We start from the raw sequence: 25,754 nt of genomic DNA, 5'->3' as shown, positions 1-25,754 counted from the left end.
TTATGCTATCTATTATTCATTTTCAATATATGATTGAACAAGAGTTAAAGCATTTGATACAACATCGCTTGACGCTACTATATAATTTCCTTCGACTGCTATGGAAAGGGCATGTTTGATAGCTTCCACTTCTTTTGGAATACTTTCGTAAGTGACTTTTATATTTGCAAGTCTTATCCCTTATAATAAAAGGTTAATTATTTCTTGTTCTGTTCTTCCACGTAAATGATTTTCTTGGCGAATAATAATATGATTAAACCTTCGCACTGCAATTTTCCCATATTCAATGTGAAATAAAAGTGAAACACAAAAGCCGAAATAACACCTACTAATTCAACTTAAGAATACTATTAGAAATTAGGTTCTTAAATAATTAACACAAGTAAACATTGTTAGCGCTACATGTGCCTTTGAAAAAGTTTTGTCAGATTATATGTGAACTTAAAAAACAATACACTTTTTCTAAAAGTGACAAGAATATTCTAGAATACTATTTAAGAGATTAATTTCTTAGCAGTAGTCAAACATAAATCTCCATATTTTAGTAATTTATATCCCTGCATTGGTTTGAACTAATATCTGTTAAGAGATTTTAGATTATATCTTAAAATAAATAAACTAAAGAAAAGCAAAAAAAAATGACTTAACTATCTTGAAAATTAAAGGTTTATGAAAACACAAAAAGCGACCATTTAAGTACCTAGATATAGTAATGTCGAAGAGATTTTCCATTACGCATTTTTAAAAACAGCCCAAATAAAAATTTGCAATACTATTGCACTATTTCTTTGTTTAATTTTACATTTCAATAAAAAATATGGAAAAGTATCTTGCAGAAACAGAAATACTCGACATTTCAAATACAGCTATACAGAATTTAATAAAGTGTAAAAAATGGAAAAGTATGGATACATTGACTCGAGTAAAATCTATCTACAATTTTGTTAAAGATGAAATAAAGTTTGGTTACAACAATTCAGATAATATTCCTGCATCTCAAATTTTGAAAGATGGTTACGGGCAATGCAATACGAAAGCAATATTATTAATGACTTTGTTGCGAGCAACCGGAATACCTAATCGCATTCATGGGTTTACCATTGACAAGGCCTTACAGAAAGGGGCTTTGACGGGTATTTGGTATAAATTATCTCCTCAAAATATCCTGCACAGTTGGGTCGAAGTACTAGTAAATGATCAATGGTACTTTTTAGAGGGAGTGATTTTAGACAATTCCTATTTGACCAAATTACAAGAAAAGAACAAAGATTGCAAAACTAGCTTTTGCGGTTATGGTGTTTTTACAGATAACCTGGCAAATCCTACAATAGAGTGGAATCTTAACAATACTTTTATTCAGGATAAAGGTATCAATCAAGATTTTGGGGTTTTTAATACACCTGATGAGTTTTATGCCAAACATCAACAGAAATTAAATGCATTTGAACGATTTATATATCAAAATGTAGTTAGACATCTTATGAATGCCAATGTACAAAGAATAAGAAATGAATTAAAATAATAAATGCGAGTAAATCACCGACATATCAAAAGATAAAAATAATCAATCTCTATCTATCCTTATGTTTTTCGGGAATATTTCAAAAAAATTATAGAAATAATATTTTGTAATTAATCTTGACAACGATTTGTATTAATGAGAATATCTTTTTATCATGATTTTATTATATAGTTCCTTTCATAAGATAAAGTAGCTTTTGCATATCCTCCCCGATAATTAGATTTAAACCTTGATTAGGAGGCTAGAGAGCTATTAAGTTCGTTAGAGAACAACACCATTTTGATTTTTATGACCATGGAATAACAAGGAATCTTCTCTGACTATGGTCTTTGCAAGTTTTGACGGAAAGTCTTTTAGTCTTTTAAAATAAAATGGATAGCAAATAAAACATTAAACTTTCATTCGAATCATCTGTAATCACTAAGCCATATAACGTTTTACATAACACTTATATTTTCATCTTCAACACAGATTGGCTGACATACAGTAGGCATTACCACATTTATCCCTTAGATGGTGATAATAAAATTGCCAATAATATTATAACCAGGAATTAGTGTATCCAGCAACTTCTAGAGGATTTCATACATAGTTCTAACCTCTATACATGCTTCCTTGACAAAACCTTCTATTATTAGATGTTTCTAATGTGTTCTGTTTATTTTTGATGATTTTATTGCAACAACAATTTGATTTTCCTGTAATCACGAAGTATCATAAATCATCTCACCATTTCCCCTCTAGGTTTAGCTTTATTATATTTTTTTTTATAAATTGTTTTATACAAGAGATTATTCACTTACTGTTTTTTAGCAACAAAGCATTAATCATTTCGTAGTACAAATAGTCAAGGTATTGTGCTATAAATGGGATGTTTTATAATAAATCTATCTTTTACCGTTTTATATTTCAAAATATACTAAGATTTATTACCAAATTACAACTTAAAATCATTATCTAATTATAAAGAAAATAACGAGAGTCCTTTTTTATTATAACTACTTTTGTCTAAGTTGAATGGGATTTTGATGTTATGTTTGTAAATCCGATATGGCACCTTTCTATTATAATTTAGAAAAGAGTAATTCTGATGTGGACTCCAAGAGGTTATATTTCATAATAGTCCAATAGAGTTGTATATACTATCTAATATTTACTTCTATATTACATTACTTTCTTACAATTTATTGATTGTTTATTTTGTGTAAGTTTCATACCCGTGACTTTTCCTTTTTTGTCTATGATAAAATCAAATGTCGCATTATTCTTCCTGGCATAGAATTTATTTTCTCCTTTTCTCTCCAATAAAATTTTTTGTCCATCCTTTCCATCTTCGTACATACTTAAAAAAAGAAAATTGTTTGCAGCTTCACTTATCTGGAATGTTCCCACATTAATAAGTCCAATCAACTTTGCCTTGTATACACCACTATAAATTTTTGTTTGAGGTAAAGTTTTACTCTTATAGGTTGTGAAATCTGGATTTTGATAGGCTTTATTGAAATACTTAGAGGCTACGCCCAGGACAACTTCATTAAGTTTTATATTGCCGGCGTTTGATAACAATGAAATAGATAATCCTTCGTTTGGAAAATAACCCGTAAATGAATGAAATTCATCAATGTTACCAGAATGTCCATAGCCTTTTTTATCATAAAATGGAGTGAGGAACAATCCATATCCAATTCCTTTCTGATTGGTTTGTTTCATTTGTGATAACGAACTCTCGCAAACCAACGTTCCTTTTAAAAGCTCATCCATCAATTTTGACAAATCTTCCGTAGTGGAAACCACTGCCCCTGCGGAAAATGTAAAACTTGGATGGGTCTGTGATTCTTTACTCCATTTTTCGCCATCAAACAAATAAGAAGTATTCCTTTGTGGGTATTCTTTTTCATCGGTTTCGCAATACGTGTTTTGCAATCCTATTTTATTTACTATTCTTACATTTAAATTTTCTGCGTATGATTTTTTGGTGATGTCTTCCATAATGTAGCCCAAAAGTAAATAGTTGGAGTTACTGTATCTGCAATCTTGTCCCGGTTTAAAATCTGGTTTACCTTGTATCACTAAATCCAACATTTCTTTTTTAGTGAATTTTTTCTTTTTTGAAATATAATAATCCTCCCATTCCAAGTAATTGTAAATCCCACTTGTATGGTTTAGAAGGTTACCTATTGTAATTTTATCCGCATTTTTAATATCAGGATAATATTCATTAAGCTTGGTATCGAGCGTTAATTTACCTTCTTCTATAAGTTGAAAAGTAATAATTGCCGTAAAAATCTTTGTTATGGAACCAACTCTGTATTTATCAGAATAGTCTTCAAATTTGTTGAATTCCCCTTTATAGATTGTTTTACCATTTTTTTGAAGCAAAACACTTCCAGAAAAAGCGTTGTTTTTTTCTAAAGAAATCATTAGGCTATCTATAGATTTTGTGTAATCTGGATTCTGTGCAGACATTAACCCAAAAATACTGAGTGCAAGAGTAAGGAAGATTTTTTTCATCTTTTAAATATTTGTTTAGTGCAAATAAAGCGATGCTCGCATAAGTTTTTTATTTTTTTTTGACCAATGTTATTATAACTGGGACATACAAAATTCATATCGCATTAAATAGCGTTTGTCTATAAAAAAACGCCGTTAGTGTAAAAACCAATAGGCAGTAATAGAAAAAAATTAACTTTACGCTTTTAAAGAAGTGCTCGATAATGAATTCACTCAATAGGTTTAATTTTTCAAGGCTCCTACTAAATGTTTTTTTTGTAGGTTTTATAGTATTTGTCAGTGTAAACAACAAGGGTGAAAATTTATCTGTGGGCTATATTCTGGTATACAACCTAATGCTTTTTGCACCTGCTTGGATCAATATTTTTTGGTTATTACCAAAGTTTCGAATTCATAAAAACATCATACGTTATATAATGGATGCAGTGGTGCTTTTTTTAATTTCGGTAATCATTTCAGGACAGTACTTAAAATGGCTATATAATAAATTTGAAAAAAGCGAATTAACTGATTTTACAGCATTGGCAGTGACTTCATCGGTGCCTTCCTCTTTAGAGAATCATCAACATTACTTTGATATCTTCCCAGGAATCATTCTAATTATGTCTATAATGCTAATTGGATATGTTTTGCAAGAATATCTATTAAAGATTAAAAAAGAAGAATCTATTACAGCTCAACAAAACATTGCAGAGCTTGGTTTGTTGAAATCTCAGATTAGTCCACATTTTCTTTTTAACGTCCTAAATAGTTTGTATGCACTATCACTTAAAACAGCTAAAGAAACGCCGGATGTTATTCTTAAGCTTTCTGACATACTTCGTTACTCCTTATACGAAACCCAAGAAAAAGAAATTTCCATCATCAAGGAAATACATATTCTAAATACATACATTGATATTGAACTATTAAGAATGCCTTCAAATGCTAGCATTTCATTTCATTACGATCAAGTTAAAGATTCCACTAAAATTGCGCCAATGCTTTTATTACCGCTGATAGAAAATGCCTTTAAACACGGCACTGATTCTACTATTGACTTTTCTTATATTGCTGCTAATTTATACTGTGACGACAACAAACTCATATTTGAGTGTAAAAACAGTTTTAATGAACGGGCGACTAAAGATTTTGGAGGAATAGGCATTGAAAATATACGTAAACGTCTACAGTTGCTTTATCCATCAAAACACCTATTACAAATTAAAAAAAATAGAGATACCTTTAGTGTTACTCTTGAAATAAAATTCTAAGGAATGATGAAAATAAAATGTTTAGTTGTAGATGATGAAAGACTTGCTCAGGAAGTTTTAGTTCATCATATTTCAAAATTTGAGGATCTACAACTAGAAGGCATCTGCAACAATGTATTTGAGTTAATCAGTTTTCTAAACAAAAATAAAGAAATTGATTTAATTTTTTTAGATATCAAAATGCCTGAAATCAGCGGAACCGATTTTGTTTCTATGTTTAATAATCCTCCTGCAATTATCTACACTACGGCGTACAACAATTATGCAGTAGATGCTTTTAACCAAAGTGCCCTAGATTATTTGTTGAAACCCATATCCCTCGAACGATTTTCTCAAAGTATTCAAAAAGCAAGTCAATATTTAAGACCTAATTACCCTAAAATCTCATTACCGATTGATAACAACAACTTTTTTTATGTAAAAAAATTAATGTAGCAAAAAGGAGCTTAAATAGAGGGGTTTACACTGTTGGAAATCGTTGTCGGTAACGATTTAGTAATGGTGCTCATTGCATTCATTTTTACTCAATTTCCTTGTAAATCAGTAGCAAATATAATAAATCTATGTGATTTAAAACTCCTTTTCATGACCTAACTATTATAGTTTTTAGAAATTTTGATGTTTTTTTGCCTTCATCGGTAGAAAAAATTTCTCCCCAGTGGGGTGAAACTGTGGAATTATTATCATTAAATGTTTGAAATTTTGTGAATTAATTAGACGTAAACCAAATCTCAAATTTGGCAAGCATCACAAAATTTATTAGCTATGAAATATTCTTTAGACAAAATCCTTTTAGAAATTCACAATAACGAGGATAAGATTTTATCACAAAGCAAAAGATTGATTGATGAGGCTTATGAAATGACCCTGTATCTTCAAGATCTTTTAGGTTCAGTTAAGAAATACCTTATTGAGGAAGGGTTTAAAAACGATGAGGAAGAAATCCATTTTTTTCGTTGTATTAAACCCCAAATACTCGGTAAGCTGATTTATTACAATAAGATATATCGCATTGAAACCACTTGCCCTGTTAGTAACGGTAAAATGTATTATAATTATTTTTCTGGACAGTTGGCAAATCTTAAACGGGAATACACTGAGCACCTCTTCAATTCGGATTTTTACAGATATTACCGCTCAGGACGGACAGACCGTGATGATACTTACTTCAAACGTGGAAACATTAACTACCACGATGGGCTTAATAGCATAGTATTTGAAATAGACCCGGAATTCTCGACTTTCTTCGATTATAAAACTGCAAGGATTATCTCCAATGAATTGCTCTACACTTATCTGCTCACAAAAATTAATCCCGATGAAAGTCCCGATATGATATTACAAAAGCCGGAAAGTTCCAAAGATATATTTTGGACGGATAGCAAAAATGCTATAATCGAATTGATATATGCCCTTTATGCTTCGGGCGTAATTTCTCACGGAAAAATCGGTATCCGAAAAATTAGTCTGGTGTTTCAAATACTTTTCCGTATTCCTCTCGGCGACCTACATCACGCTTTCCATAGAATGAAAACCCGAAGTGGTTCCAGGACTTCATTTTTAGACCAGCTTAAGTTTTCTCTTGAAGAATATATGGATAAAGACCTTTAGCTTAAATGAGTTATTTATTTCAAAGCAGTACATCATCGTACTGCTTTTTTTTTGCCCATATCAACCAATTGGTAAAGTTTGGAAAATACTATTGTTAAACAATCAAAATCCCCTAAAATCCTTTACTGATAAGGCTTTCCCTAATTGTAAAAATTTTCAAAAAACCGCCAAACCAATTGGCAAGGCTTGGCAGACAAACTCTGCCACTCTTTTCAACTTTGCATAGTAAACTTTAAAAGTTATGCAATGAAAATAATAACCATTGAAGAAGAAGCGTGGGATCAGCTAAACAATCGTATCACTGCTATCGCTGACTATCTGAAAAGATTGGAAGTGACCAATTATGATGACCTGTGGCTCAACAACCACGAGGTATGTCAATACCTGCACATTAGCGAAAAAACGCTTTGGCGTATGCGTACCAAAGGTGAGATTGCTTATTCAAAAATCTATGGACAATACTTCTACACGATTGGTGCTATCAAAGATATGCTCAATGCCAATGCTGTACAAAGCAGTGATGCGTATGTAAAGGAACTTATAGCAACAGGCAAAAGCTATATCGAAAAAGGCAGGAAACTAAAGACAGATAAAAAATAGGTACGAACTCTTAAAAGTATAATCCTATGAATATTGACAGAATGGAATTTTTGGCGTGGATGGAACGCCTAATGGACAGGCTTGATATGCTTGGCGATCATATCGAAGACTTTCAAAAGAAACGAAATAGTATTGATGGCGAGGAATTGCTCGACAATCAGGATTTGCTTCAAATGCTTAAAATCAGCAATCGTTCATTGCAACGTTACCGCTCTAACGGGAAACTGCCTTATTATACCATAAGCGGAAAATTGTATTACAAATTGTCGGATGTTCATCAATTTATAAGAGAAAGTTTTAATCCTCCGACACCTAAATAAAATGCCTTTGAATGACAAATACCGCCTTTGAATGCCACTTAGTGCAATGCAGTAAATGCTTCTTTTATTTTCGGAATTGAAATCTTAAAATATTCAGATTATGAGCGAAGAAACTACAAATAAGCAAGAAGAGCCCGAACAATTATCGGACATATTGTTGGTGCTGGATAAAGAAAAAATGAAAATCCAAGCTGTAAAAAGTATCGACAAAAACGGAAAAATGGAAAGCGTTGATCCCACAAAAAAGAACCAAAGCGAATTTATGCGGGTGGACAAACAGGGTGATTTGATTTCTAATTTCTTCTCAAATTTTTACAGACAGCTAAAAGATCCTACCAAATTTACATTCTTTAAAGTACCAGCCGATAAAGCCTTAGAAAAAGCAAAAGAATTTCAAAAACAGGTAGATCATCCTACTCCAGAAGGCGAAAAACAAATGAAAAAAGACGAAGTAAAAGTTGAGCCTGAACATAAACAAGAAAATCAAAATAATATGGAAACAACACAAAAAGCACCGGAAAATAACGAATACCGTTACAAGCCGGAACAAATTGATTGGGAAACAATGAACAATCTTGGATTAGGCAAAGAACGCCTTGAAAAAATGAACCTACTTGAACCTTTATTGAAAGGTTTTAAAACCAATGAACTTGTACCTGTAAGCCTTAATCTCGGTACTGCCGTTACCCGAATGGATGCCCGTCTTTCCTTGCAACATAATGATGAAGGTAAGGTAGTGGTCGCCATTCACGGTATTCGAAAAGAGCCGAACCTAAATTTTGAGTTTTTTGGACACAAGTTTACTGATGAAGACAAGAAAAACTTACTCGATGCAGGAAATATGGGACGTGTGGTTGATTTGAAAAACCCCAAAACAGGTGAAACCATTCCGTCAATTATTAGTGTGGATAGGTTAACCAATGAATTGATTGCACTAAAAATAGAATACATAAAAATACCCGATGAAATAAAAGGGGTAAAACTGAATGATGAGCAAAAACAAACTTTAATGGACGGCAAACCACTTCATTTAGAGGGAATGATTTCAAAAAAGGGAACTGAGTTTGAAGCTACGGTACAGTTCAATGCAGACAAACGTTATGTTGAATTTCTATTCGATAGAGGCAATACCAATCAGCAAACGCAAAGCAACGGACAAAATAATCAGCAAAATAATTCGCAGGAAGTTCCGAGAATTTTTAGAGGTAAGGAATTGGATAATGAGCAATATGATGAGTTCAAAGCTGGTCAGACTGTTTACATCAGTGGCTTGACAGACAAGCAAGGTAAACCGTACCAAGGTTATATCACTTTGAATAAGGAAACCAACAAAACCAATTTTTCTTTTCAAAATCCCGATAAACTCAAAGAACAAGCGAAACCTACTGAAGCTCATAAAACGCAAACCGCGGTTAATTCGGATGGTAAAACCAATGAAGCAACAAAGAATATCAAAGAGCCTTTACAACCGAAACAACAAACGCCAAAAGATAAAAAACAGCAAGAGCAACAGGAAAAACTCCAAGCACCTGCTAAATCTAAAGGCAGAAAAATGTAGTAAATTATGAAAGCAATAATTGCAGAAAAACCAAGCGTAGCAAGAGAAATAGCCGGCTTGTTGGGTGCTTCCGAAAAAAAGGATGGATACCTGACAGGCAACGGCTATTGTGTTACGTGGGCATTTGGACACCTAATTGGATTAGGAATGCCCGAAGATTACGGAATATCAAGTTTTCATAAAGCTTCGCTTCCGATACTTCCCAACCCATTTTTATTAACCGTGCGTAAAGTAAAAAAGGACAAAAGTTATGTAGCTGATACAGGTGCATTAAAGCAATTGAAAATAATTGAGCAAGTATTTAATCAATGTGATAGCATAATTGTAGCTACTGATGCAGGTCGTGAGGGCGAACTCATCTTTCGGTACATTTATGAATACCTCAAATGCAACAAACCTTTTCAAAGATTATGGATAAGTTCATTAACTGAAAAAGCCATTAAACAAGGTTTTGATAACCTCAAAAACGGAAAAGAATTTGACGGATTGTATCAATCTGCACAAGGCAGAAGCCGTGCCGATTGGCTTGTGGGCATTAATGCTACGCAAGCATTGAGCATTGTTGCAGGAAATGGGATTTATTCGCTCGGAAGAGTGCAAACACCAACACTTGTCTTGATTTGCAAACGTTATCTCGACAACAAAAAATTCTCAATAAAGAAATATTATCAGATACAATTATTGCATCACAAAGAAATGATTGGTTTTAAAAGTCTTTCTACAACCAAATGGGACGATAAAAAGCTGGCAGACGATGCATTGAGAACTATCGAAAGAAACGGAAATACTGCAACGGTTACATCCGTAGAAATCAAAAACGTCACGGAACAACCACCTTTGCTTTTTGACTTGACAGGTTTACAAAAAGAAGCCAATAAAAAGCTAAACCTTTCTGCCGAAGAAACGCTGAACATTGCCCAAAGCCTTTACGAAAAGAAATTCATCACTTATCCTCGTAGCGGAAGCAAATATATTCCCGAAGATATGTGGGCTGAAATCCCCAATCTTGTAAGAGCGTTACAAGACAGGGAAAATTGCAAACAAGCCTTGTCTAAAATAAAATGGGGACGTTTCAATAAACGCATCGTGAATGATTTGCGTGTAACCGACCATCACGCATTATTGATTACCGAAAAAATTCCATCGGCATTAAATGCAAAAGAAAATGCAGTTTACGATATGATTGCTTTTCGACTGCTGGAAGCGATTTCTCAAGCTTGTACGAAAGAGATTACCGACATTGCTTTACAAGCCATACATTATGATTTTACTGCAAAGGGTTGTAAGATAACCGAACCAGGTTGGCGCTCTATAAAAGGAAGTTTCGCAGATGATGAAGCCGAACCTTTGCAAGATTTGCCCGAATTGAAAAAGGGCGATGAACTTAAAATAAAAGAAGCCTTCGTTTTAGAAAAACAAACTAAACCACCTGTATTATTTACTGAAGCTGGGCTTTTATCGGCTATGGAAACTGCCGGAAACGGGATAGAAAATGAAGAAGAACGTAAAGCTCTGCAAAATATAGGCATTGGCACACCTGCAACACGGGCATCAATAATTGAAACACTATTTACCCGAAATTATATCCAACGGGAAAAGAAATCTTTAATCCCGACTGAAAAAGGATTGCAGGTTTATGAATTGGTCAAAGACCAAAAAATTGCTGACGTAGCAATGACTGCCGAATGGGAATTAGCCTTGCTAAAAATCGAAAACAATGAAGCGGATGCTGGGACTTTTCAAAAGGAAATGGAAGAATACGCTTCATCTATTACTAATGAATTATTGCAAACTTCCATTGCCCACGAAAACCTGCCTCAACTTATTTGCCCAAAATGTAAAACCCAGCAACTGATTATTAGAGATAAGATTGTTAAATGCCCTGATGAAGTTTGTAATTGGGTACAGTTCCGCAATGTTTGTGGCCTACAAATCAGCATTGCTGATATTGAAAGCCTCGTCAATAAAGGCAAAACGGCTCTGCTTAAAGGGATGAAAAGCAAAGCTGGAAAGAAATTCGATGCCTATATCGTATTGAATGATAAAGCCGAAAGTTCCTTTGAATTTGAGAAAAACAAGAATTATAAAAAGTAATGGAAAATAAAGCTATCATTAGTAAGCAGGAAATTGAAAATCAGATTTATACCGTAAGAGACCAACAAGTTATGCTCGACAGCTACTTGGCAAGGATTTATCAGGTAGAAACAAAGAACCTCAACAAAGCCGTAAAAAGAAATACTGAACGATTTCCTGCTTCTTTTTGCTTTCAACTGACCGAAGAGGAAGTTGAAAACTTGAGGTTCCAGTTTGGAACCTCAAGTTTAAATTATGGTGGAAGACGTTATTTGCCCTATGTTTTTACCGAGCAAGGCATTGCAATGCTTTCTGCTGTACTTCGTTCAGAAATTGCCATAAAAGTCAGTATTGAAATTATGAACGCTTTTGTAGAAATGCGTAGGATGCTCATCAGCAATGCTTCGCTTTTTCATCGTTTGGATAAGATTGAACTCAAACAATTAGAAGCCGACCAGAAATTCGAAGAGATTTTTAAAGCTTTGGAAAGTGATAAACTCCACAGCGAAAAAGGTATTTTTTATAACGGGCAGGTTTTTGATGCTTATGCCTTTGTTTCCGATATTATCCGAAGTGCCAAAAGCTCCATTATCTTGCTGGATAATTATGTGGATGATACGGTATTGACCTTATTGGGCAAACGGAATGACAATGTAATCGTAACAATTTATACCAAAAGCATCAGTAATCAATTACGATTGGATTTACAACGGTACAACAGTCAATATCCGCCTATTGAAGTTGAGCTATTTTCAGATGCCCACGACCGCTTTTTAATCATTGACGGTACGGAACTTTATCATATCGGAGCATCACTTAAAGATTTAGGCAAAAAATGGTTTGCATTTTCGAGAATGGATATTGAGGTTGGGAAAATACTGCAAATCTTAAACAAACAATAAACCCTCTGAAAATTTTCAGAGGGTTTATTGTTTCAAATTAATCTACAATCAAAATCGGATATAAATACAACTAAAATTAAATGTTATTTAAGCCTAATTCTTTCAAATACTCATTATGTTTATCCGTATTTATTTTGATGCTTTCTTTTATTGAAGCCAATTTAGCATTAACATCTTCCAAATCAATTTGTACTTCGTCTTCTGATGTACTTACATAACGAGAGATATTCAGATTGTAACCATTTTTTTCGATTTCTTCCATTGAAACCCTACGAGCATATCTTTCAATATGTTCAGGTCTGAACTGATAGGTTTCTACAATTTTTTGAATGTCGTTTGGTTCTCCGTCGTCGCCTTCTCTCAGCGTATTTTGTTTTTTGCCTGGCTTAAAGTGTTCAGCAGCATTAATAAACAAAACATCATCTTGTTTTTTGCACTTTTTTAAGACTAAAATACAAACTGGAATACCTGTTGAATAGAACAAATTAGAAGGTAAACCTATTACCGTGTCAATATGGTTGTCTTTTAATAATTTCGTACGAATTCTTTCTTCGGCACCACCTCGGAATAAAACACCGTGTGGTAAAATAATTGCCATAGTTCCCTCTTTGCCTAGGAAATGAAAACCATGTAGTAAAAAAGCAAAATCAGCAGCTGATTTAGGTGCTAAACCATGACTTTTGAAGCGAAAATCTTCAGACAATGTATCATTAGGTTCCCATCGTAAGCTAAAAGGAGGATTGGCAACTATGGCATCAAATTCAATCTTTTTACTGGGGTTCATTTCATTCAATATATCCCAGTGGTTGATCAAGGTGTCTCCGTGGAAAATCTCGAACTCTGTATCTTTTATACCATGCAAGAGCATATTCATACGAGCAAGATTGTAGGTTGTAATGTTTTTTTCTTGACCGTAAATTTTGTTAATAATTCCTCCACTGTCTTTAATTCGTTTTCGAACGTTCAGCAATAAAGAACCTGATCCACAAGCAAAATCTAGCACCTTGTCCAATTTGTCTTTTTTACCTGTTGTGGGGTCTTGACTATCCAAGGTTACAATTTCAGATAATATAGTTGAAATTTGTTGAGGTGTATAAAATTCACCGGCTTTTTTACCAGAACCTGCGGCAAATTGACCAATTAAATATTCGTACGCATCTCCCAAGGTGTCAGAATCAGTAGAAAAATCGGCAATACCTTCAGCTATTTTAGTAATAACTTTACAAAGTTTTTCGTTTCTATCTGTAGATGTTTTTCCTAATTTTTCAGAATTCAAATTGATTTCAGAAAACAAACCTTGAAATGCACTATCAAAAGATTCGTCTTGAATATATTTAAAACCTTTACCTAAGGTTACTGTTAGTTCATCATCTTGAGTTCTTGCCATTTCTGTAATATTACTCCACAAATATTGTGGCTTAATCACGTAATGGACTTTTCTTCTCATTTGTTTTTCAAACTCTTCAATATCATCCGAATTTCCTTCGTACCATAATTGAAGTGGTGTGGATACACCAAATTCCGTTACAATATTTGAATCTATATTAGGATAATCTGAACCTAATTCTTTTTTTGCAGCCTCTTCATAGTTGCCAGATAAATATCTTAAAAACAAAAATGAAAGCATATAGTCACGGAAATCATCCGCATTCATTGCTCCACGTAAATCGTTTGCTATATCCCAAAGGGTTTTACCCAATCGTTGTTGTTCCTTTTGTGTCATGTTAATTTTCGTTCTTTTCTGATTCCATTTCTGGTGTTTGTATTGCAACTTCTTCCGTTACTCCAATTTCTTGTTCAACTTGAATTTCAGGTACTGGAATAGCATCTTCTTCCACTGGTTCAGCTATTATATTTTCATTGAAAATTTCTGGAAAGTAAAACTCATATTTACCTAGAAATCCAGCTAAAATTCGTTTAAAAAGTTCTTTGTTGTCATCACCCATTTCTACGGGGTCAAATATTGAATACTTTCCATGGCTGAATAATTGCAATGCCCGTTCAAAAAGCACATCGTCTTCTAAACCATCTATACATTTATCAATTTTATCATAACCAAAAAACGTCGCAGTTTTTTCTAAAATACTCCTTAACGAATTAAAATGATACGTATAGATTTTGTTCGATTCAACAACTTTCTTCAGTTCGCTTAATGTAGCAATATGATGAAAAAAAGGCGTATCATTCGTGTCTTGCAACGCATAACCATCATGTCCTTTACTGTGTAGAAAGTAACGCTTGTTTTTGACCTTTCTGCCAAATTCATTATAAAGCACATTGAAAAATAGACTATGATGCGTAGAAATTATAGTTTTAATCTCGTTTCCTTCGGTTGTTATTAAATTACATAAATCGCAAGCCACGGCAATAGCATTATTCTCATCAAGAGAGGATATAGGGTCATCAATGTAAACGTATTTTACCCAACTATATGCAGGGTCTTTATCGATGGCTAATTGACAAATAGCAAGAAAAAAACACCAAATAAATAAAGTTTCCTCACCTCTTGATATTTTAATATTTTCTATAGTTTGCTCATTTCCATCAACAATTATACTTCTGGAAAAAGTTACGGTAGATGTATCATAATCAATGTCAAATTTTAAATCTACATAATTATTAAAGAAGGATTCAATTTTGACATCTAAATCTAATTCATGTAGTCCATCAAAAAATGCAGAATCAGAATTAAGTTTAATAGTCCTATTGGTATCATGCTCTAAATCATTATTCCATGAAAACAAATCTTCTGTAAAAGCGTTAAAATACAAAGTATCTCTTTGAGTTACCCTGCCATCATTATCAAACGCTTTACCGACCTCTTTAAACTCCATTGAAAGCCTAGTTTTACCAATGCCATTATGAGCAAAGAATAGTACTAAATCTTTCATTGGTCGATGATCTCCAATTAAATCTTTTCGAAAATGCTGAGCCACCTCTGTTAGGGTTGCGAAATTAGTTATTGTACTCATTTTCTAATCATTTATTTTTGGAAATAAACCTTGCATTAAACCTTTTTTGTGCTGTTTCAAATGTTCTATTTTTTTTACCTGTGAAGCAATGAGTTCATCGAGAGCAGAAAGACAAGAAGCTATTTTTTGTTGTTCTTTTGGCTTTGGAATGTTGATTTTTAGGGTTTTTAACTGGTTCGAGTAAAGGTGTACTACTGAAATACCTTGTGCTAATTGAGCTATTTCTTTCTTCTTAACATTATTCATCAAGTAAGACAAGAACACTCCGTTAATTTTTGTTCTAATGATATTTAAATCCCCTCCCAGAGCAATTCCATCAGCTAACACACACGAAGCTGTTGCAATATCTATTTGTGTTTCTCCTGATGCTGGAATAATCACATCATTCGCTTTACTCATTACTAAACCATCAGCGCTTAAATTTGTGTAAGATTTTATGATACCAATAGTTTCTTTATAGTGAGTATAAAGCTCTCCATATCTGATACAGGGTAACCTTCCGTTTTCAACAATATCAGATTTTGAAACTCCCTTACCTTTTAAGAATGTTGCTACTTCATTTAGCGTTTTCTCATTCCATTTTCCATCATTCTCAAACTCAGGAAAACGATACTTCGGAGCAGTTTTTCCTTCCTGCGGAAAAAGGTTTTGCATTAAACCTTTTTTATGGTCTCTCAATAATTCTAACTTTTGACTTTGCGTTGCAATTACTTCATCTAAAGAGGAAAGACAAGATGCTATTTTTTGTTGCTCTTGTTTTTTCTTAGGTAAATAAATAGGTAGTCGTTTTATAATTTCTGCATTCAGATTTTTCACCGCTGCACCTGCAGCATTTGTTTGAAAATATGATTGGCATGAGTGAGAAGAAATAAAATAGTATAAATAATCTTCAAAAGTTATATCTGAAATCTTTCTTATTGCAATCCAACCATCGTGAATACACGTTTTTATTTTTAAAATGTATGGTCTTCCAAAACTCATAGAGTTGGACAGAATCAAGTCTCCATTGCTTACTTCTCTTGTACTAGTTAAAGCTTCTTTTAATACTTTTTCTTTTGTACTAGTTATGTACTTTGACTCAGGAGCAACATCAGCGATTTTTAACCAATTTAAACCATCCTTATTGTTAGTCATATAATCTTGAATTGGTCTTGGAGAACCACCACGGACTATTTCAGAGATTTCTCCTAGTTTTTCAATATTCCAGTTTCCTTCATTTAAAAACTCAGGAAACCGCAATTCTGGTATTAATACTTTATTCATAAGCTGCTAGTCCTGAAATTTCACGCCCTTGGGCTATTTTTTTTAATTGTGGTACCAAATCTTCCATTAATGCCAATTCTTTTACTCTGCGTTCTTTCCAGCTTAATTGCAATGGTTGTAGTAAGTCCGTTAGTTCTTCTCCGTCAAAAATCATTCGGCTCATTATTTTTTCTACAAAGCTTTTTAAAGCTGTTGTTTGCAAACCGTGTTTGTGGGCAATGGCAGCCAATTCTTTGTTATATTTATCGTCTTTAAAAGTGTCGTAACCTTTACGCAAAGTATTTACATCTTGTCCGCTGTTCCAGTCTAATGTATTAATGTACTCCGTTAAATCTTCTTGCTCGTCCAGCATATTTGCATTAGCACTCATTAAGCTAATAACCTGTGTTTTGGTCATTTTTTGCTTAGCGGGTTTCTTTTGTGTGCTGTCTGCAATAAGATTCATGATGTAATCATAATCAATCACGGCAGAAGCAAACAAAACAAATTCAAAATCCAATTGCTGAATTTCAGGTGGTGCATCATCGCCTTCTTTCTGCTGTCTTTTTTGAAACTGTTTAGCGGTTTCTATGTACGAGCTACGAAACTCCTGAAAATTTTCTTTTGGTAAAATAGCTTCAATCTTCGCCTTTTGTTCTTCGTCTAAATCAGTAAATTGATCTAACTGCAATTTTAAACGTTGTATTTCCTTGAAATTTTCAATGAAAGTTATTTTTGCTGCATCACCTTTTAAATTATAGACTTCTTCTGGTTCACGGAGCAAATTATGATCCTGCATAAATACCCCTAATTTTTCTACGGCTTGTTTGAATTTATCCATCACCACTGGTGAAGGATCTACTAACCATATCTCTCTAGCATTTCCACCGTTTCCACCTGAAAAAAGAGCAATTGCCTGATTAACCAACTCCTGTTGAGAACGGAAATCCAAAATATTACCATAAGGCTTCGTGTCATTTAATACACGATTAGTTCGTGAAAACGCTTGTATCAGTCCGTGGTATTTAAGGTTTTTGTCTACATACAAGGTATTCAGGTATTTGGAATCAAAACCTGTAAGCAACATATCTACTACGATAGTAATATCAATCTTGTTTTTATGTGGGTAATCTTTATTGCTGTATTTCTGGTCTTTAATACGTCTTTGTATATCCTGATAATACAAATCAAACTCATTGATACTATGATTGGAACCAAATTGTTTATTGTAATCAGTAATTATTTCCGTCAAAGCTTTTTTCTTCTCTTCCGGATTTTGCTTATTATCTTCTTTTTCCTGTGCTAAATCTTCCTGTATTTGCTGAATATCTTTGTTTCCTTCCGCTGGTGGAGAGAATACACAGGCAATATTCAGAGGAACATATTCTGTATTCTCGGTTTGTTTCCTTTTTTGAGCCTCTTTAAAAAGTTTGTAATATTCGATAGCATTATTAATGGAAGCTGTTGCTAATACCGCATTAAATTTACGTTGATTTGTAGCTGTATCGTGTTTTTCCAAAATGGCTTCTACAACTGCTTGTTGCGCAATCGCTTCACCTGGCTTAGCATTTTGCGTGCCTTTACCTTTGAAATAATCTATATGGAAACGCAAAACGTTCTTATCTTCTATAGCATGAGTAATCGTATAAGCATGTAATTCCTGTTGAAAAATATCCTTCGTAGTTTTATACGAGGCATATTCACCTTCTCGAATGTTGTAAGTTGCATTTTCATCAAAAATAGGTGTACCAGTAAACCCAAATAACTGAGCATTAGGAAAAAACTCTTTAATGGCTTTGTGATTATCTCCAAACTGAGAACGATGACACTCATCAAAAATAAAAACTATACGTTTATTACTGAGAGGCTCTAAACGCTCTTTATAGTTTTTCTTGTTGGTACCATCAAGTGCCAATCCTAACTTTTGAATTGTGGTAACGATAACCTTATCTGCGTAGTCGGTAGATAATAGACGTCTTACTAAAGTTTCAGTGTTGGTATTTTCTTCTACACTGCCTTCTTGAAATCTATTGAATTCCTCTCTTGTTTGTCTATCAAGGTCTTTTCTATCAACCACAAACAAACATTTTTCAATATCTGGATTGTTTTTTAGTAAAGTAGAGGCCTTAAAAGAAGTTAGTGTTTTTCCACTACCTGTAGTATGCCATATATAACCATTACCTCTGTTGTCTTTTATGCAGTCTACAATAGCTTTTACCGCATATATTTGATATGGTCGCATTACAAGCAATTTCTGTTCGCTCTCTACTAGTACCATATACTTACTGATCATTTCACCAAGAGTACATTTGGTTAGAAATTTATCAGCAAAATCATGTAAATTATTGATCTTTTTATTGTCGATATCTGCTAATTCATATACGGGCAGAAATTGTTCATCTGCATTAAAAGCGAAGTGTTGATTTTTATTGTTAGCAAAATAAAGTGTTCTTCCACTATTACTAACGATAAACATTTGCATAAAACAAAGCAGCGAGTTAGCGTAACCATTCCCTGGTTCATTTTTATAATCAACAATTTGTTGCATGGCTTTCCGATGCGAAATATCACCTTTTTTGAGCTCAATTTGTACTACAGGCAAACCATTAATGAGGATAATAACATCATATCTTTGATGACTATTTTCTGTATTAATTCGTAATTGATTGATGACTTCAAAATCATTCTTGCACCAGTCTTTGTTGTTTACTAATGTGTAATGAAAGGGCGTTCCATCCTCACGTTGAAAATATTGCCTTTCACGTAATAATTTAGAAGCTTCAAAAACGTCAGGGTTTATGATTTCTTCGCGTAATCGCAAATACTCGCCATCTGTCAATCGAACACGATTGAGTGCCTCAAATTTCTGACGGAAGTTGTTTTCTAATGATTTTCTATCGACAATTTCAGGACGATAGACATATTTAAGCCCTTTTAGTTGCTCTATCAGGTTATCTTCTATTTGGTTTTCTTTACTCATTCTTCTGTCAATAAATCTTTAGCGTTAACGTCTAGAATTTTTGCAATTCGGTACAAATCTTCAATACTTGGTTGTCTCACATTTCTAGCATACTCATTAATTGTGTTGTAGCTTTTGTCTAGTTTTTTTGCAAGCCAAGCTTGTGAGATACCTTTCTCTTTCAAAATTTCTTTAATTCGGTTCATTCGGTGCCTAATTAAATTACAGTGTCAAATATAGTGAATATACAATAGCAAAAAGTGTAAATACTCACCATAATATCGTGAGGTTTTAAAAAGAATTATAAAAGATTACTTCAGCCAAATTCTACCTTTCAACGCCAAACCTTACCACTTTTTCGAAAACCATTACTTCCAACACTAATTTTATCAGTCAAGCAAAATCATAAACAATTTATAGCATGGATACACAACAAAAAGAACTGTCGTATTTTAGATTACGACTACAAGAATTATTAAACACCAGCTTTCCAGAAAAGGCTCATGACGAAAAATTTATAAACCAGCGTTCCTCTTGGGCTACCAATGCCTATGAAGGTGCTTTTCAATCGGGAAATGATATTGAAAAATGTAACGAAATCGCCAATTATATTCTTTTCGATGGTTTACATTTTTCTAAGTTCGATACCGTGTTTCAGGTGGTTTGTAATGAGTTCGACACCATAATGGCAGATGAAGAATTGCGACCATTTACTTTAAAAATGTTCCGTGTTTGTGAACCTATTTTCTCCAACTATGAACTAACTGATGACTTCGCTTATGGTTATGAGTATGACCAGCTCTACACCGAAATAACCGGAACCATCGCAATATGGATAGCGGAAAATGGGCTTCAGTAAAAAGCAACATCTCCAACAGAACATTGATGCCTTACGAATTGCTTTCAAAATTGAAAAGGAGAACCGACAAACTACCATAGGCGAAAGACTGCTAATGATGCAATACAGCGGATTTGGCGGTCTTAAATTCGTATTAAACCCCATAGAAAATGAAATAGACATCAATAATTGGCGAAAAACTGAACATGATTTATTTCCACTTACACAGGAGCTCCACCAACTATTAAGAGAAAATTCCGAAGACGAAAAGCAATACCGCAGGTATGTGGACAGTATGAAAAGTTCGGTGCTGACGGCTTTTTATACACCGCCACAGGTTATAGATGCAATTTCTTCAACATTGAGTGATAGCGGTTTGAACATTCAAAAATTCCTTGAACCTTCCGCAGGTATCGGCTCTTTCATACAATCCTTTTCCGAAAACCAGCAACCCAATGTAACGGCTTATGAAAAGGATTTGCTGACAGGCAAGATTTTAAAACAGCTTTATCCCGAAAGCAATATCCGTATAAGTGGTTTTGAGGAAATACCCGAAAAGGAACAAAACACTTATGATGTAATTGCAAGTAATATCCCTTTTGGCGATACTTCCATATTTGATCTTTCGTATTCCCGAAGTAAGGACGAAGCAAAAATACAGGCATCCCGAAGCATCCACAATTATTTTTTTTTAAAAGGAACGGATATGCTACGTGACGGTGGCTTGTTGGCATTTGTTACCTCGCAGGGTATTCTAAATAGCCCAAAAAACGAACCGATACGCAGGGCATTGATGCAGAATAGCAGTCTGGTTTCGGTTGTTAGATTGCCAAATAATCTGTTTACTGAATATGCAGGTACAGAAGTTGGAAGCGACCTGATTATCCTGCAAAAAAATACGACAAAACAAAGTCTGACCGAAGTGGAAGAACTGTTTTGCCAAAGTAATACAACAGAATATAATACACCAAACAATGCTTTTTTTCAGGATAGCACAAGAATTGTTCATACAGATAGAAAATTAGACACCGACCCTTATGGAAAACCAGCCTTAATTTATACGCATAAAGATGGCGTTACCGGAATTACCAAAGACCTTAAAAAAATGCTTTCAGAAGATTTTGAAAATCATCTGAATTTGAGTTTATACAAAGGCGAGCCGAACATACAAATTCCAATTACACCAACTGTTATAGCTCCCATTGTAGAGCCTATAACAATTAAACCAACACCTGTAACCATTCAGGAAAATCCAAAGGAATTAAAACAATTAAGCATTTTCGACTTGTTTGAAAATGTGGACGAACCAGTAGCGGTTATTGCTCCACCAAAAAAAGGTACTCAAACTCAAAGGCAAACTTCCACGAAGCGAAGAGCCAATATTGTTCGCCAAGCAGACTTGTTCAGTTCGGCGATACAGCCACCTTATGTCCCTCCAATTTCAAATGGAAATACTTCAACTGTCAGCAAAAATGAGGAAGTTATCGGCGACCTGTTTTCGGGCTTAAACGGAAATGGTCAGGCTCAAAAGCAAACCGTTGTCAGTACCATTCCTGAACCTGCTTTATACAGCAAAGGATTACAATCATTTCATCGAAGTGATTGTCTTGTTGTAGATAATGGTTGGGTTGGTCATTTGCAAGATGTTGATAAAAATGGAGCAACAGCAATGTTCCATCCCTTGCAATTACCATCATTGCAGAAAGGAAGAGCTGAAGCCTACATTTCAGTAAGAGATAGCTATCTCGATTTGTATCAAAAGGAAGCCGAAAAGCAAAATGAACATACAGTAGAAAGGGAAACGCTGAATAATTTGTATGATGTTTTTGTAAAAAGATATGGCAACCTGAACAGTGCCGAAAATATCAAATTGATTAAAACAGACAGTGCAGGGAAAGAAATTCCTTATCTGGAACGTGTAGTTGGCGGTGTGGTGCATAAGGCGGATATATTCAGTCGTCCCGTTACTTTTTCTACTACCACTTTAGCAACAGACAATCCCGATGAAGCTTTAACATCATCACTGAACAAATACGGCAAGGTGGATTTGGATTATATGTCCGAAATCAGCAGTATGCCTGCCGATGCTTTGAAAGAGGCTCTACACGGTCGTATTTTCTATAATCCTTTACAAAAGGAATATGATATAGCCGAACGATGGATTGCTGGAAATATAGTAGAGAAATATGAAGAGGTCAAAGCCTATCTTGAAAGTAGTCCCGATGATGCAGAAGCCAAACCAAGTCTTACCGTTTTGGAAGAAGCCAAACCAAGACGTATCGAATTTGAAGAACTCGATTTTAATTTAGGCGAACGCTGGATACCCACAGGGATTTATGCCCGTTTTGCTTCGCACTTGTTTGATACGGAAGTCAATATCCATTATTCCGAAAGTTCGGATGATTTTTCGGTAAAGTGCAACCAAAAGAATGTGCATATATGGGACAAATATGCCGTAAAATCAGAGAGTAGAACCTTTGATGGGATTGCTTTGCTTAAACACGCACTCGTAAATACCACACCAGACATTACCAAAAAAATCAAGGTTGGTGACCAAGAAGTCAAGGTCAGGGATATGGAAGCCGTACAGGTGGCTAATACCAAGATTGACGAAATCCGTACTGCTTTTACTGATTGGCTTCACGCTCAAAACGATGAATTTAAAAGCAGGTTGACCGACCAATACAACAACACTTTCAACTGTTTTGTACGGCCGAATTATGACGGAAGCCATCAGGAATTTCCGGGTTTGGATAGAAAATCATTAGGTATTGAAGACTTGTATTCGAGCCAGAAAGATACTGTTTGGATGATAAAGCTGAACAACGGTGCTATTTGCGACCACGAAGTTGGTGCTGGAAAAACATTGGTAATGTGTACGACTTCACAAGAAATGAAGCGTTTGGGTTTAGCACACAAACCGATGATTATCGGGTTAAAAAGTAACGTTCACGAAATTGCAGAAGCTTACAGAACCGCCTATCCACACGCAAAAATTCTCTATCCTGGCAAAGAAGATTTTACGCCCAAAAAACGCTTGCGGATTTTCGGGGATATTAAAAACAACGATTGGGATTGTGTGATATTAACCCACGACCAGTTCGGTATGATACCGCAATCGCCCGAAATGCAAAAGGAAATTCTCGAAATTGAATTAGACAGTGTAGAGCGAAATCTCGATGCTCTAAAATCTGAAGGCAGTGAAGTTACACGAGGGATGCTTGCGGGTGCTATCAAACGGAAAGAAAATCTTGAGGTAAAACTGAAAACCCTGCAACACGATATTGATAACAGAAAGGATGATGTAGTAGACTTCAAAATGATGGGCATCGACCATTTGTTTGTGGACGAAAGCCATCAATTCAAAAATTTGATGTTCAACACACGCCACACAAGGGTTGCCGGATTGGGAAATGTAGATGGAAGCCAAAAAGCAATGAACCTGCTTTTTGCAATTCGAACCATTCAAGACAAAATACAAGCGGATATGGGTGCGACTTTCCTTTCCGGAACAACAATCAGTAATTCACTTACGGAATTGTACCTTTTGTTCAAATACCTGAGACCAAGAGCGTTGGAAAAGCAAGGAATTAACTGCTTCGATGCGTGGTCTGCTATTTATGCAAGAAAAACTACGGATTATGAATTCTCGGTTGCCAACAATATTGTAGCAAAAGAACGTTTCCGATACTTTATTAAAGTGCCAGAATTGGCACAATTCTACTCTGAAATTACAGATTACAGAACGGCAAAAGATATTGGCATTGACCGCCCTGAAAAGAACGAAATACTGTATAACATTCCACCAACACCCGACCAGACAGCATTTATCCAAAATCTGATGGATTTTGCAAAATCGGGTAATGCGACTTTGCTGGGAAGAGCACCTTTATCGCAACGAGAAGAAAAAGCAAAAATGCTTATCGCTACCGACTATGCCCGAAAAATGTCTTTAGATATGCGAATGGTTGGCGGTAGATATGATGACCATCCCGACAATAAAGCATCCCATTGTGCGACAAACATTGCGAAATATTACAACAAATTCAATGCACAGAAAGGTACACAGTTTATCTTTTCCGACCTCGGCACCTACAAGCCTGGCGAATGGAATGTATATTCTGAAATAAAACGCAAACTTGTGGAAAATCACGGTATTCCGGCACACGAAGTCCGTTTTATACAGGAAGCCAAAAACGATAACCAGCGTAAAGGACTTATCAAGGATATGAACGAGGGTAAAATTCGTGTGATTTTCGGTTCTACAAGTATGCTTGGAACTGGCGTGAATGCACAGAAAAAAGCCGTTGCAGTTCATCATTTAGATACGCCTTGGCGACCAAGCGACCTTACCCAAAGGGATGGAAGAGCAATACGAAAGGGTAATGAAATTGCTAAGCATTTCGCAAACAATAAAGTGGATGTAATTATTTATGCTACAGAAAAATCGTTGGATAGCTATAAGTTCAATCTCTTGTACAACAAGCAACTTTTTATAGACCAGCTTAAAACTAATAACCTCGGCAAACGTACCATTGATGAAGGAAGTATGGACGAAAAATCGGGAATGAATTTCTCGGAATATGTGGCTATTCTTTCGGGTAATACCGACCTTTTGGATAAAGCGAAAATTGAAAAACAAGTTGCAGGACTGGAAAGCGAAAAGCAAGCTTTCAACCGTTCCAAAGTCAGTTCTAAATATAAGTTGGAAGATGTTACTTCTTTGTTGGAAAGCACTCAATCACGATTGGAACGGATAAGCCTCGATTGGAAGAACCTGCAACAACGCATACAGAAAAATTCGGACGATACTATTGCAAACCCTGTTTTATTGGATGGTTTGTTGCCCAATGCGGATATGAAACAGATTGGTGCTAAACTTAACCAGATTGCAGACAAATCCCGCACAGGAGGTCAGTATGAAGAAATAGGTACTTTATATGGATTTACGTTGTTGGTTAAAACCGAAATATCCGAAAAAGAGGGCGTGGATATAAGAGTAAATCGTTTTTTGGTGCAGGGCGAAGGCAATATCAAATACACTTATAATAATGGTATCATTGCCAACGATGCAAAATTGGCATCTATGAACTTTCTCAATGCATTGGAAAAACTCCCTGGCTATATTGAGCAGGAACAAAAGAAAATTACGGAACTGAAAAAAGATTTACCGATACTTCAGGAAATAGTTAAAGGTACGTGGACAAAGGAAAATAGGTTAAGCGAATTGAAAACAGAATTGGCTTCTATCGATAGAAAAATACAGTTGTCCATTACAACAGAACCCAAAGAAGAACCTGCGGAACAAACCGAAAAACAGAAAGAAGTTGCATCGGTTTCAGAAAATAGAGTACACACGAAAGGTATTCATTTATCAAGAGGTGTATTATAAT

The 25,754-nt window shown here is 34.7% G+C and carries 17 protein-coding genes; 11 read left to right on the top strand and 6 right to left on the bottom strand.

The genetic code is table 11. From position 1 onward, the window contains the following. Positions 1 to 817 precede the first annotated feature (817 nt). Positions 818 to 1,522, top strand: a complete 705-nt coding sequence (locus L1275_RS01080; protein WP_253468820.1) for a transglutaminase family protein — start codon at positions 818 to 820, stop codon at positions 1,520 to 1,522. Between the two features lie 1,164 nt (positions 1,523 to 2,686). Here the strand turns inward: L1275_RS01080 and L1275_RS01075 are convergent. Next, positions 2,687 to 4,033, bottom strand: coding sequence for a serine hydrolase (locus L1275_RS01075; RefSeq protein ID WP_253468818.1), 1,347 nt, complete (start codon positions 4,031 to 4,033; stop codon positions 2,687 to 2,689). A gap of 203 nt (positions 4,034 to 4,236) precedes the next feature. Here L1275_RS01075 and L1275_RS01070 point away from each other — a divergent pair, with 203 nt between their 5' ends. The 8 genes from L1275_RS01070 (at position 4,237) to L1275_RS01035 (ending at position 12,350) form a co-directional block, all read left to right on the top strand. Beyond that, positions 4,237 to 5,286: a sensor histidine kinase gene (locus tag L1275_RS01070; RefSeq protein WP_253468816.1), complete on the top strand. Its 1,050-nt coding sequence runs from the start codon at positions 4,237 to 4,239 to the stop codon at positions 5,284 to 5,286. Positions 5,287 to 5,289: 3 nt separating this feature from the next. Then, on the top strand, positions 5,290 to 5,721 hold the full coding sequence (locus L1275_RS01065; protein ID WP_253468814.1) for a LytTR family DNA-binding domain-containing protein: 432 nt from the start codon (positions 5,290 to 5,292) through the stop codon (positions 5,719 to 5,721). Between the two features lie 330 nt (positions 5,722 to 6,051). Beyond that, positions 6,052 to 6,897: an RteC domain-containing protein gene (locus L1275_RS01060; protein ID WP_253468812.1), complete on the top strand. Its 846-nt coding sequence runs from the start codon at positions 6,052 to 6,054 to the stop codon at positions 6,895 to 6,897. A 246-nt stretch (positions 6,898 to 7,143) separates the two neighbouring features. Further along, a complete protein-coding gene (locus L1275_RS01055; protein WP_253468810.1) occupies positions 7,144 to 7,497 on the top strand; it encodes a helix-turn-helix domain-containing protein in 354 nt (117 codons plus the stop codon). Positions 7,498 to 7,523: 26 nt separating this feature from the next. Further along, positions 7,524 to 7,817: a helix-turn-helix domain-containing protein gene (locus tag L1275_RS01050; RefSeq protein ID WP_074590589.1), complete on the top strand. Its 294-nt coding sequence runs from the start codon at positions 7,524 to 7,526 to the stop codon at positions 7,815 to 7,817. A gap of 100 nt (positions 7,818 to 7,917) precedes the next feature. Further along, positions 7,918 to 9,375 carry a DUF3945 domain-containing protein gene (locus L1275_RS01045; protein WP_253468808.1) on the top strand — a complete coding sequence of 486 codons (1,458 nt, stop codon included), beginning with the start codon at positions 7,918 to 7,920 and terminating at the stop codon, positions 9,373 to 9,375. A 6-nt stretch (positions 9,376 to 9,381) separates the two neighbouring features. Beyond that, a complete protein-coding gene (locus L1275_RS01040; protein WP_253468806.1) occupies positions 9,382 to 11,469 on the top strand; it encodes a type IA DNA topoisomerase in 2,088 nt (695 codons plus the stop codon). Next, positions 11,469 to 12,350, top strand: a complete 882-nt coding sequence (locus tag L1275_RS01035) for an ORF6N domain-containing protein (RefSeq protein WP_253468804.1) — start codon at positions 11,469 to 11,471, stop codon at positions 12,348 to 12,350. Before L1275_RS01040 ends, L1275_RS01035 begins: the two co-directional genes overlap by 1 nt. A 76-nt stretch (positions 12,351 to 12,426) precedes the next feature. On the opposite strand, the gene L1275_RS01030 is transcribed toward L1275_RS01035, so the two are convergent. Genes L1275_RS01030 through L1275_RS01010 form a run of 5 tightly spaced genes read right to left on the bottom strand, consistent with a single transcriptional unit; the run spans position 12,427 to position 19,729 of the window. Further along, positions 12,427 to 14,073: a type I restriction-modification system subunit M gene (locus L1275_RS01030; RefSeq protein ID WP_253468802.1), complete on the bottom strand. Its 1,647-nt coding sequence runs from the start codon at positions 14,071 to 14,073 to the stop codon at positions 12,427 to 12,429. A gap of 1 nt (position 14,074) precedes the next feature. Next, entirely contained in the window at positions 14,075 to 15,322 is a 1,248-nt protein-coding gene (locus L1275_RS01025) for an AAA family ATPase (RefSeq protein WP_253468800.1), read from the bottom strand. A 3-nt stretch (positions 15,323 to 15,325) separates the two neighbouring features. Next, the gene (locus tag L1275_RS01020) at positions 15,326 to 16,585 is read right to left on the bottom strand and encodes a restriction endonuclease subunit S (RefSeq protein ID WP_253468798.1); all 1,260 of its coding nucleotides are present in this window, start codon (positions 16,583 to 16,585) and stop codon (positions 15,326 to 15,328) included. Next, a complete protein-coding gene (locus L1275_RS01015; RefSeq protein WP_253468796.1) occupies positions 16,578 to 19,544 on the bottom strand; it encodes a type I restriction endonuclease subunit R in 2,967 nt (988 codons plus the stop codon). Before L1275_RS01015 ends, L1275_RS01020 begins: the two co-directional genes overlap by 8 nt. Next, positions 19,541 to 19,729 (bottom strand): helix-turn-helix transcriptional regulator, encoded by a 189-nt coding sequence (locus L1275_RS01010; RefSeq protein ID WP_074590608.1) that lies wholly within the window; start codon positions 19,727 to 19,729, stop codon positions 19,541 to 19,543. Before L1275_RS01010 ends, L1275_RS01015 begins: the two co-directional genes overlap by 4 nt. Before the next feature lie 215 nt (positions 19,730 to 19,944). On the opposite strand from L1275_RS01010, the gene L1275_RS01005 reads away from it, so the two are divergent. Then, positions 19,945 to 20,382 (top strand): DUF1896 domain-containing protein, encoded by a 438-nt coding sequence (locus tag L1275_RS01005; protein WP_074590612.1) that lies wholly within the window; start codon positions 19,945 to 19,947, stop codon positions 20,380 to 20,382. Then, positions 20,369 to 25,753: an N-6 DNA methylase gene (locus tag L1275_RS01000; protein ID WP_253468794.1), complete on the top strand. Its 5,385-nt coding sequence runs from the start codon at positions 20,369 to 20,371 to the stop codon at positions 25,751 to 25,753. The genes L1275_RS01005 and L1275_RS01000 overlap by 14 nt, the downstream gene beginning before the upstream one ends. Position 25,754: the final 1 nt, after the last annotated feature.

This window comes from Flavobacterium sp. HSC-61S13 (assembly GCF_024171535.1).
GTDB lineage: Bacteria > Bacteroidota > Bacteroidia > Flavobacteriales > Flavobacteriaceae > Flavobacterium.
This window is presented reverse-complemented; position numbering and strand designations above follow the sequence as displayed.

Coding starts and splice junctions, on each gene's coding strand:
- L1275_RS01080 (WP_253468820.1), top strand. CDS start 818: ATGGAAAAGTATCTTGCAGAAACAGAAATACTCGACATTTCAAATACA.
- L1275_RS01075 (WP_253468818.1), bottom strand. CDS start 4,033: ATGAAAAAAATCTTCCTTACTCTTGCACTCAGTATTTTTGGGTTAATG.
- L1275_RS01070 (WP_253468816.1), top strand. CDS start 4,237: ATGAATTCACTCAATAGGTTTAATTTTTCAAGGCTCCTACTAAATGTT.
- L1275_RS01065 (WP_253468814.1), top strand. CDS start 5,290: ATGATGAAAATAAAATGTTTAGTTGTAGATGATGAAAGACTTGCTCAG.
- L1275_RS01060 (WP_253468812.1), top strand. CDS start 6,052: ATGAAATATTCTTTAGACAAAATCCTTTTAGAAATTCACAATAACGAG.
- L1275_RS01055 (WP_253468810.1), top strand. CDS start 7,144: ATGAAAATAATAACCATTGAAGAAGAAGCGTGGGATCAGCTAAACAAT.
- L1275_RS01050 (WP_074590589.1), top strand. CDS start 7,524: ATGAATATTGACAGAATGGAATTTTTGGCGTGGATGGAACGCCTAATG.
- L1275_RS01045 (WP_253468808.1), top strand. CDS start 7,918: ATGAGCGAAGAAACTACAAATAAGCAAGAAGAGCCCGAACAATTATCG.
- L1275_RS01040 (WP_253468806.1), top strand. CDS start 9,382: ATGAAAGCAATAATTGCAGAAAAACCAAGCGTAGCAAGAGAAATAGCC.
- L1275_RS01035 (WP_253468804.1), top strand. CDS start 11,469: ATGGAAAATAAAGCTATCATTAGTAAGCAGGAAATTGAAAATCAGATT.
- L1275_RS01030 (WP_253468802.1), bottom strand. CDS start 14,073: ATGACACAAAAGGAACAACAACGATTGGGTAAAACCCTTTGGGATATA.
- L1275_RS01025 (WP_253468800.1), bottom strand. CDS start 15,322: ATGAGTACAATAACTAATTTCGCAACCCTAACAGAGGTGGCTCAGCAT.
- L1275_RS01020 (WP_253468798.1), bottom strand. CDS start 16,585: ATGAATAAAGTATTAATACCAGAATTGCGGTTTCCTGAGTTTTTAAAT.
- L1275_RS01015 (WP_253468796.1), bottom strand. CDS start 19,544: ATGAGTAAAGAAAACCAAATAGAAGATAACCTGATAGAGCAACTAAAA.
- L1275_RS01010 (WP_074590608.1), bottom strand. CDS start 19,729: ATGAACCGAATTAAAGAAATTTTGAAAGAGAAAGGTATCTCACAAGCT.
- L1275_RS01005 (WP_074590612.1), top strand. CDS start 19,945: ATGGATACACAACAAAAAGAACTGTCGTATTTTAGATTACGACTACAA.
- L1275_RS01000 (WP_253468794.1), top strand. CDS start 20,369: ATGGGCTTCAGTAAAAAGCAACATCTCCAACAGAACATTGATGCCTTA.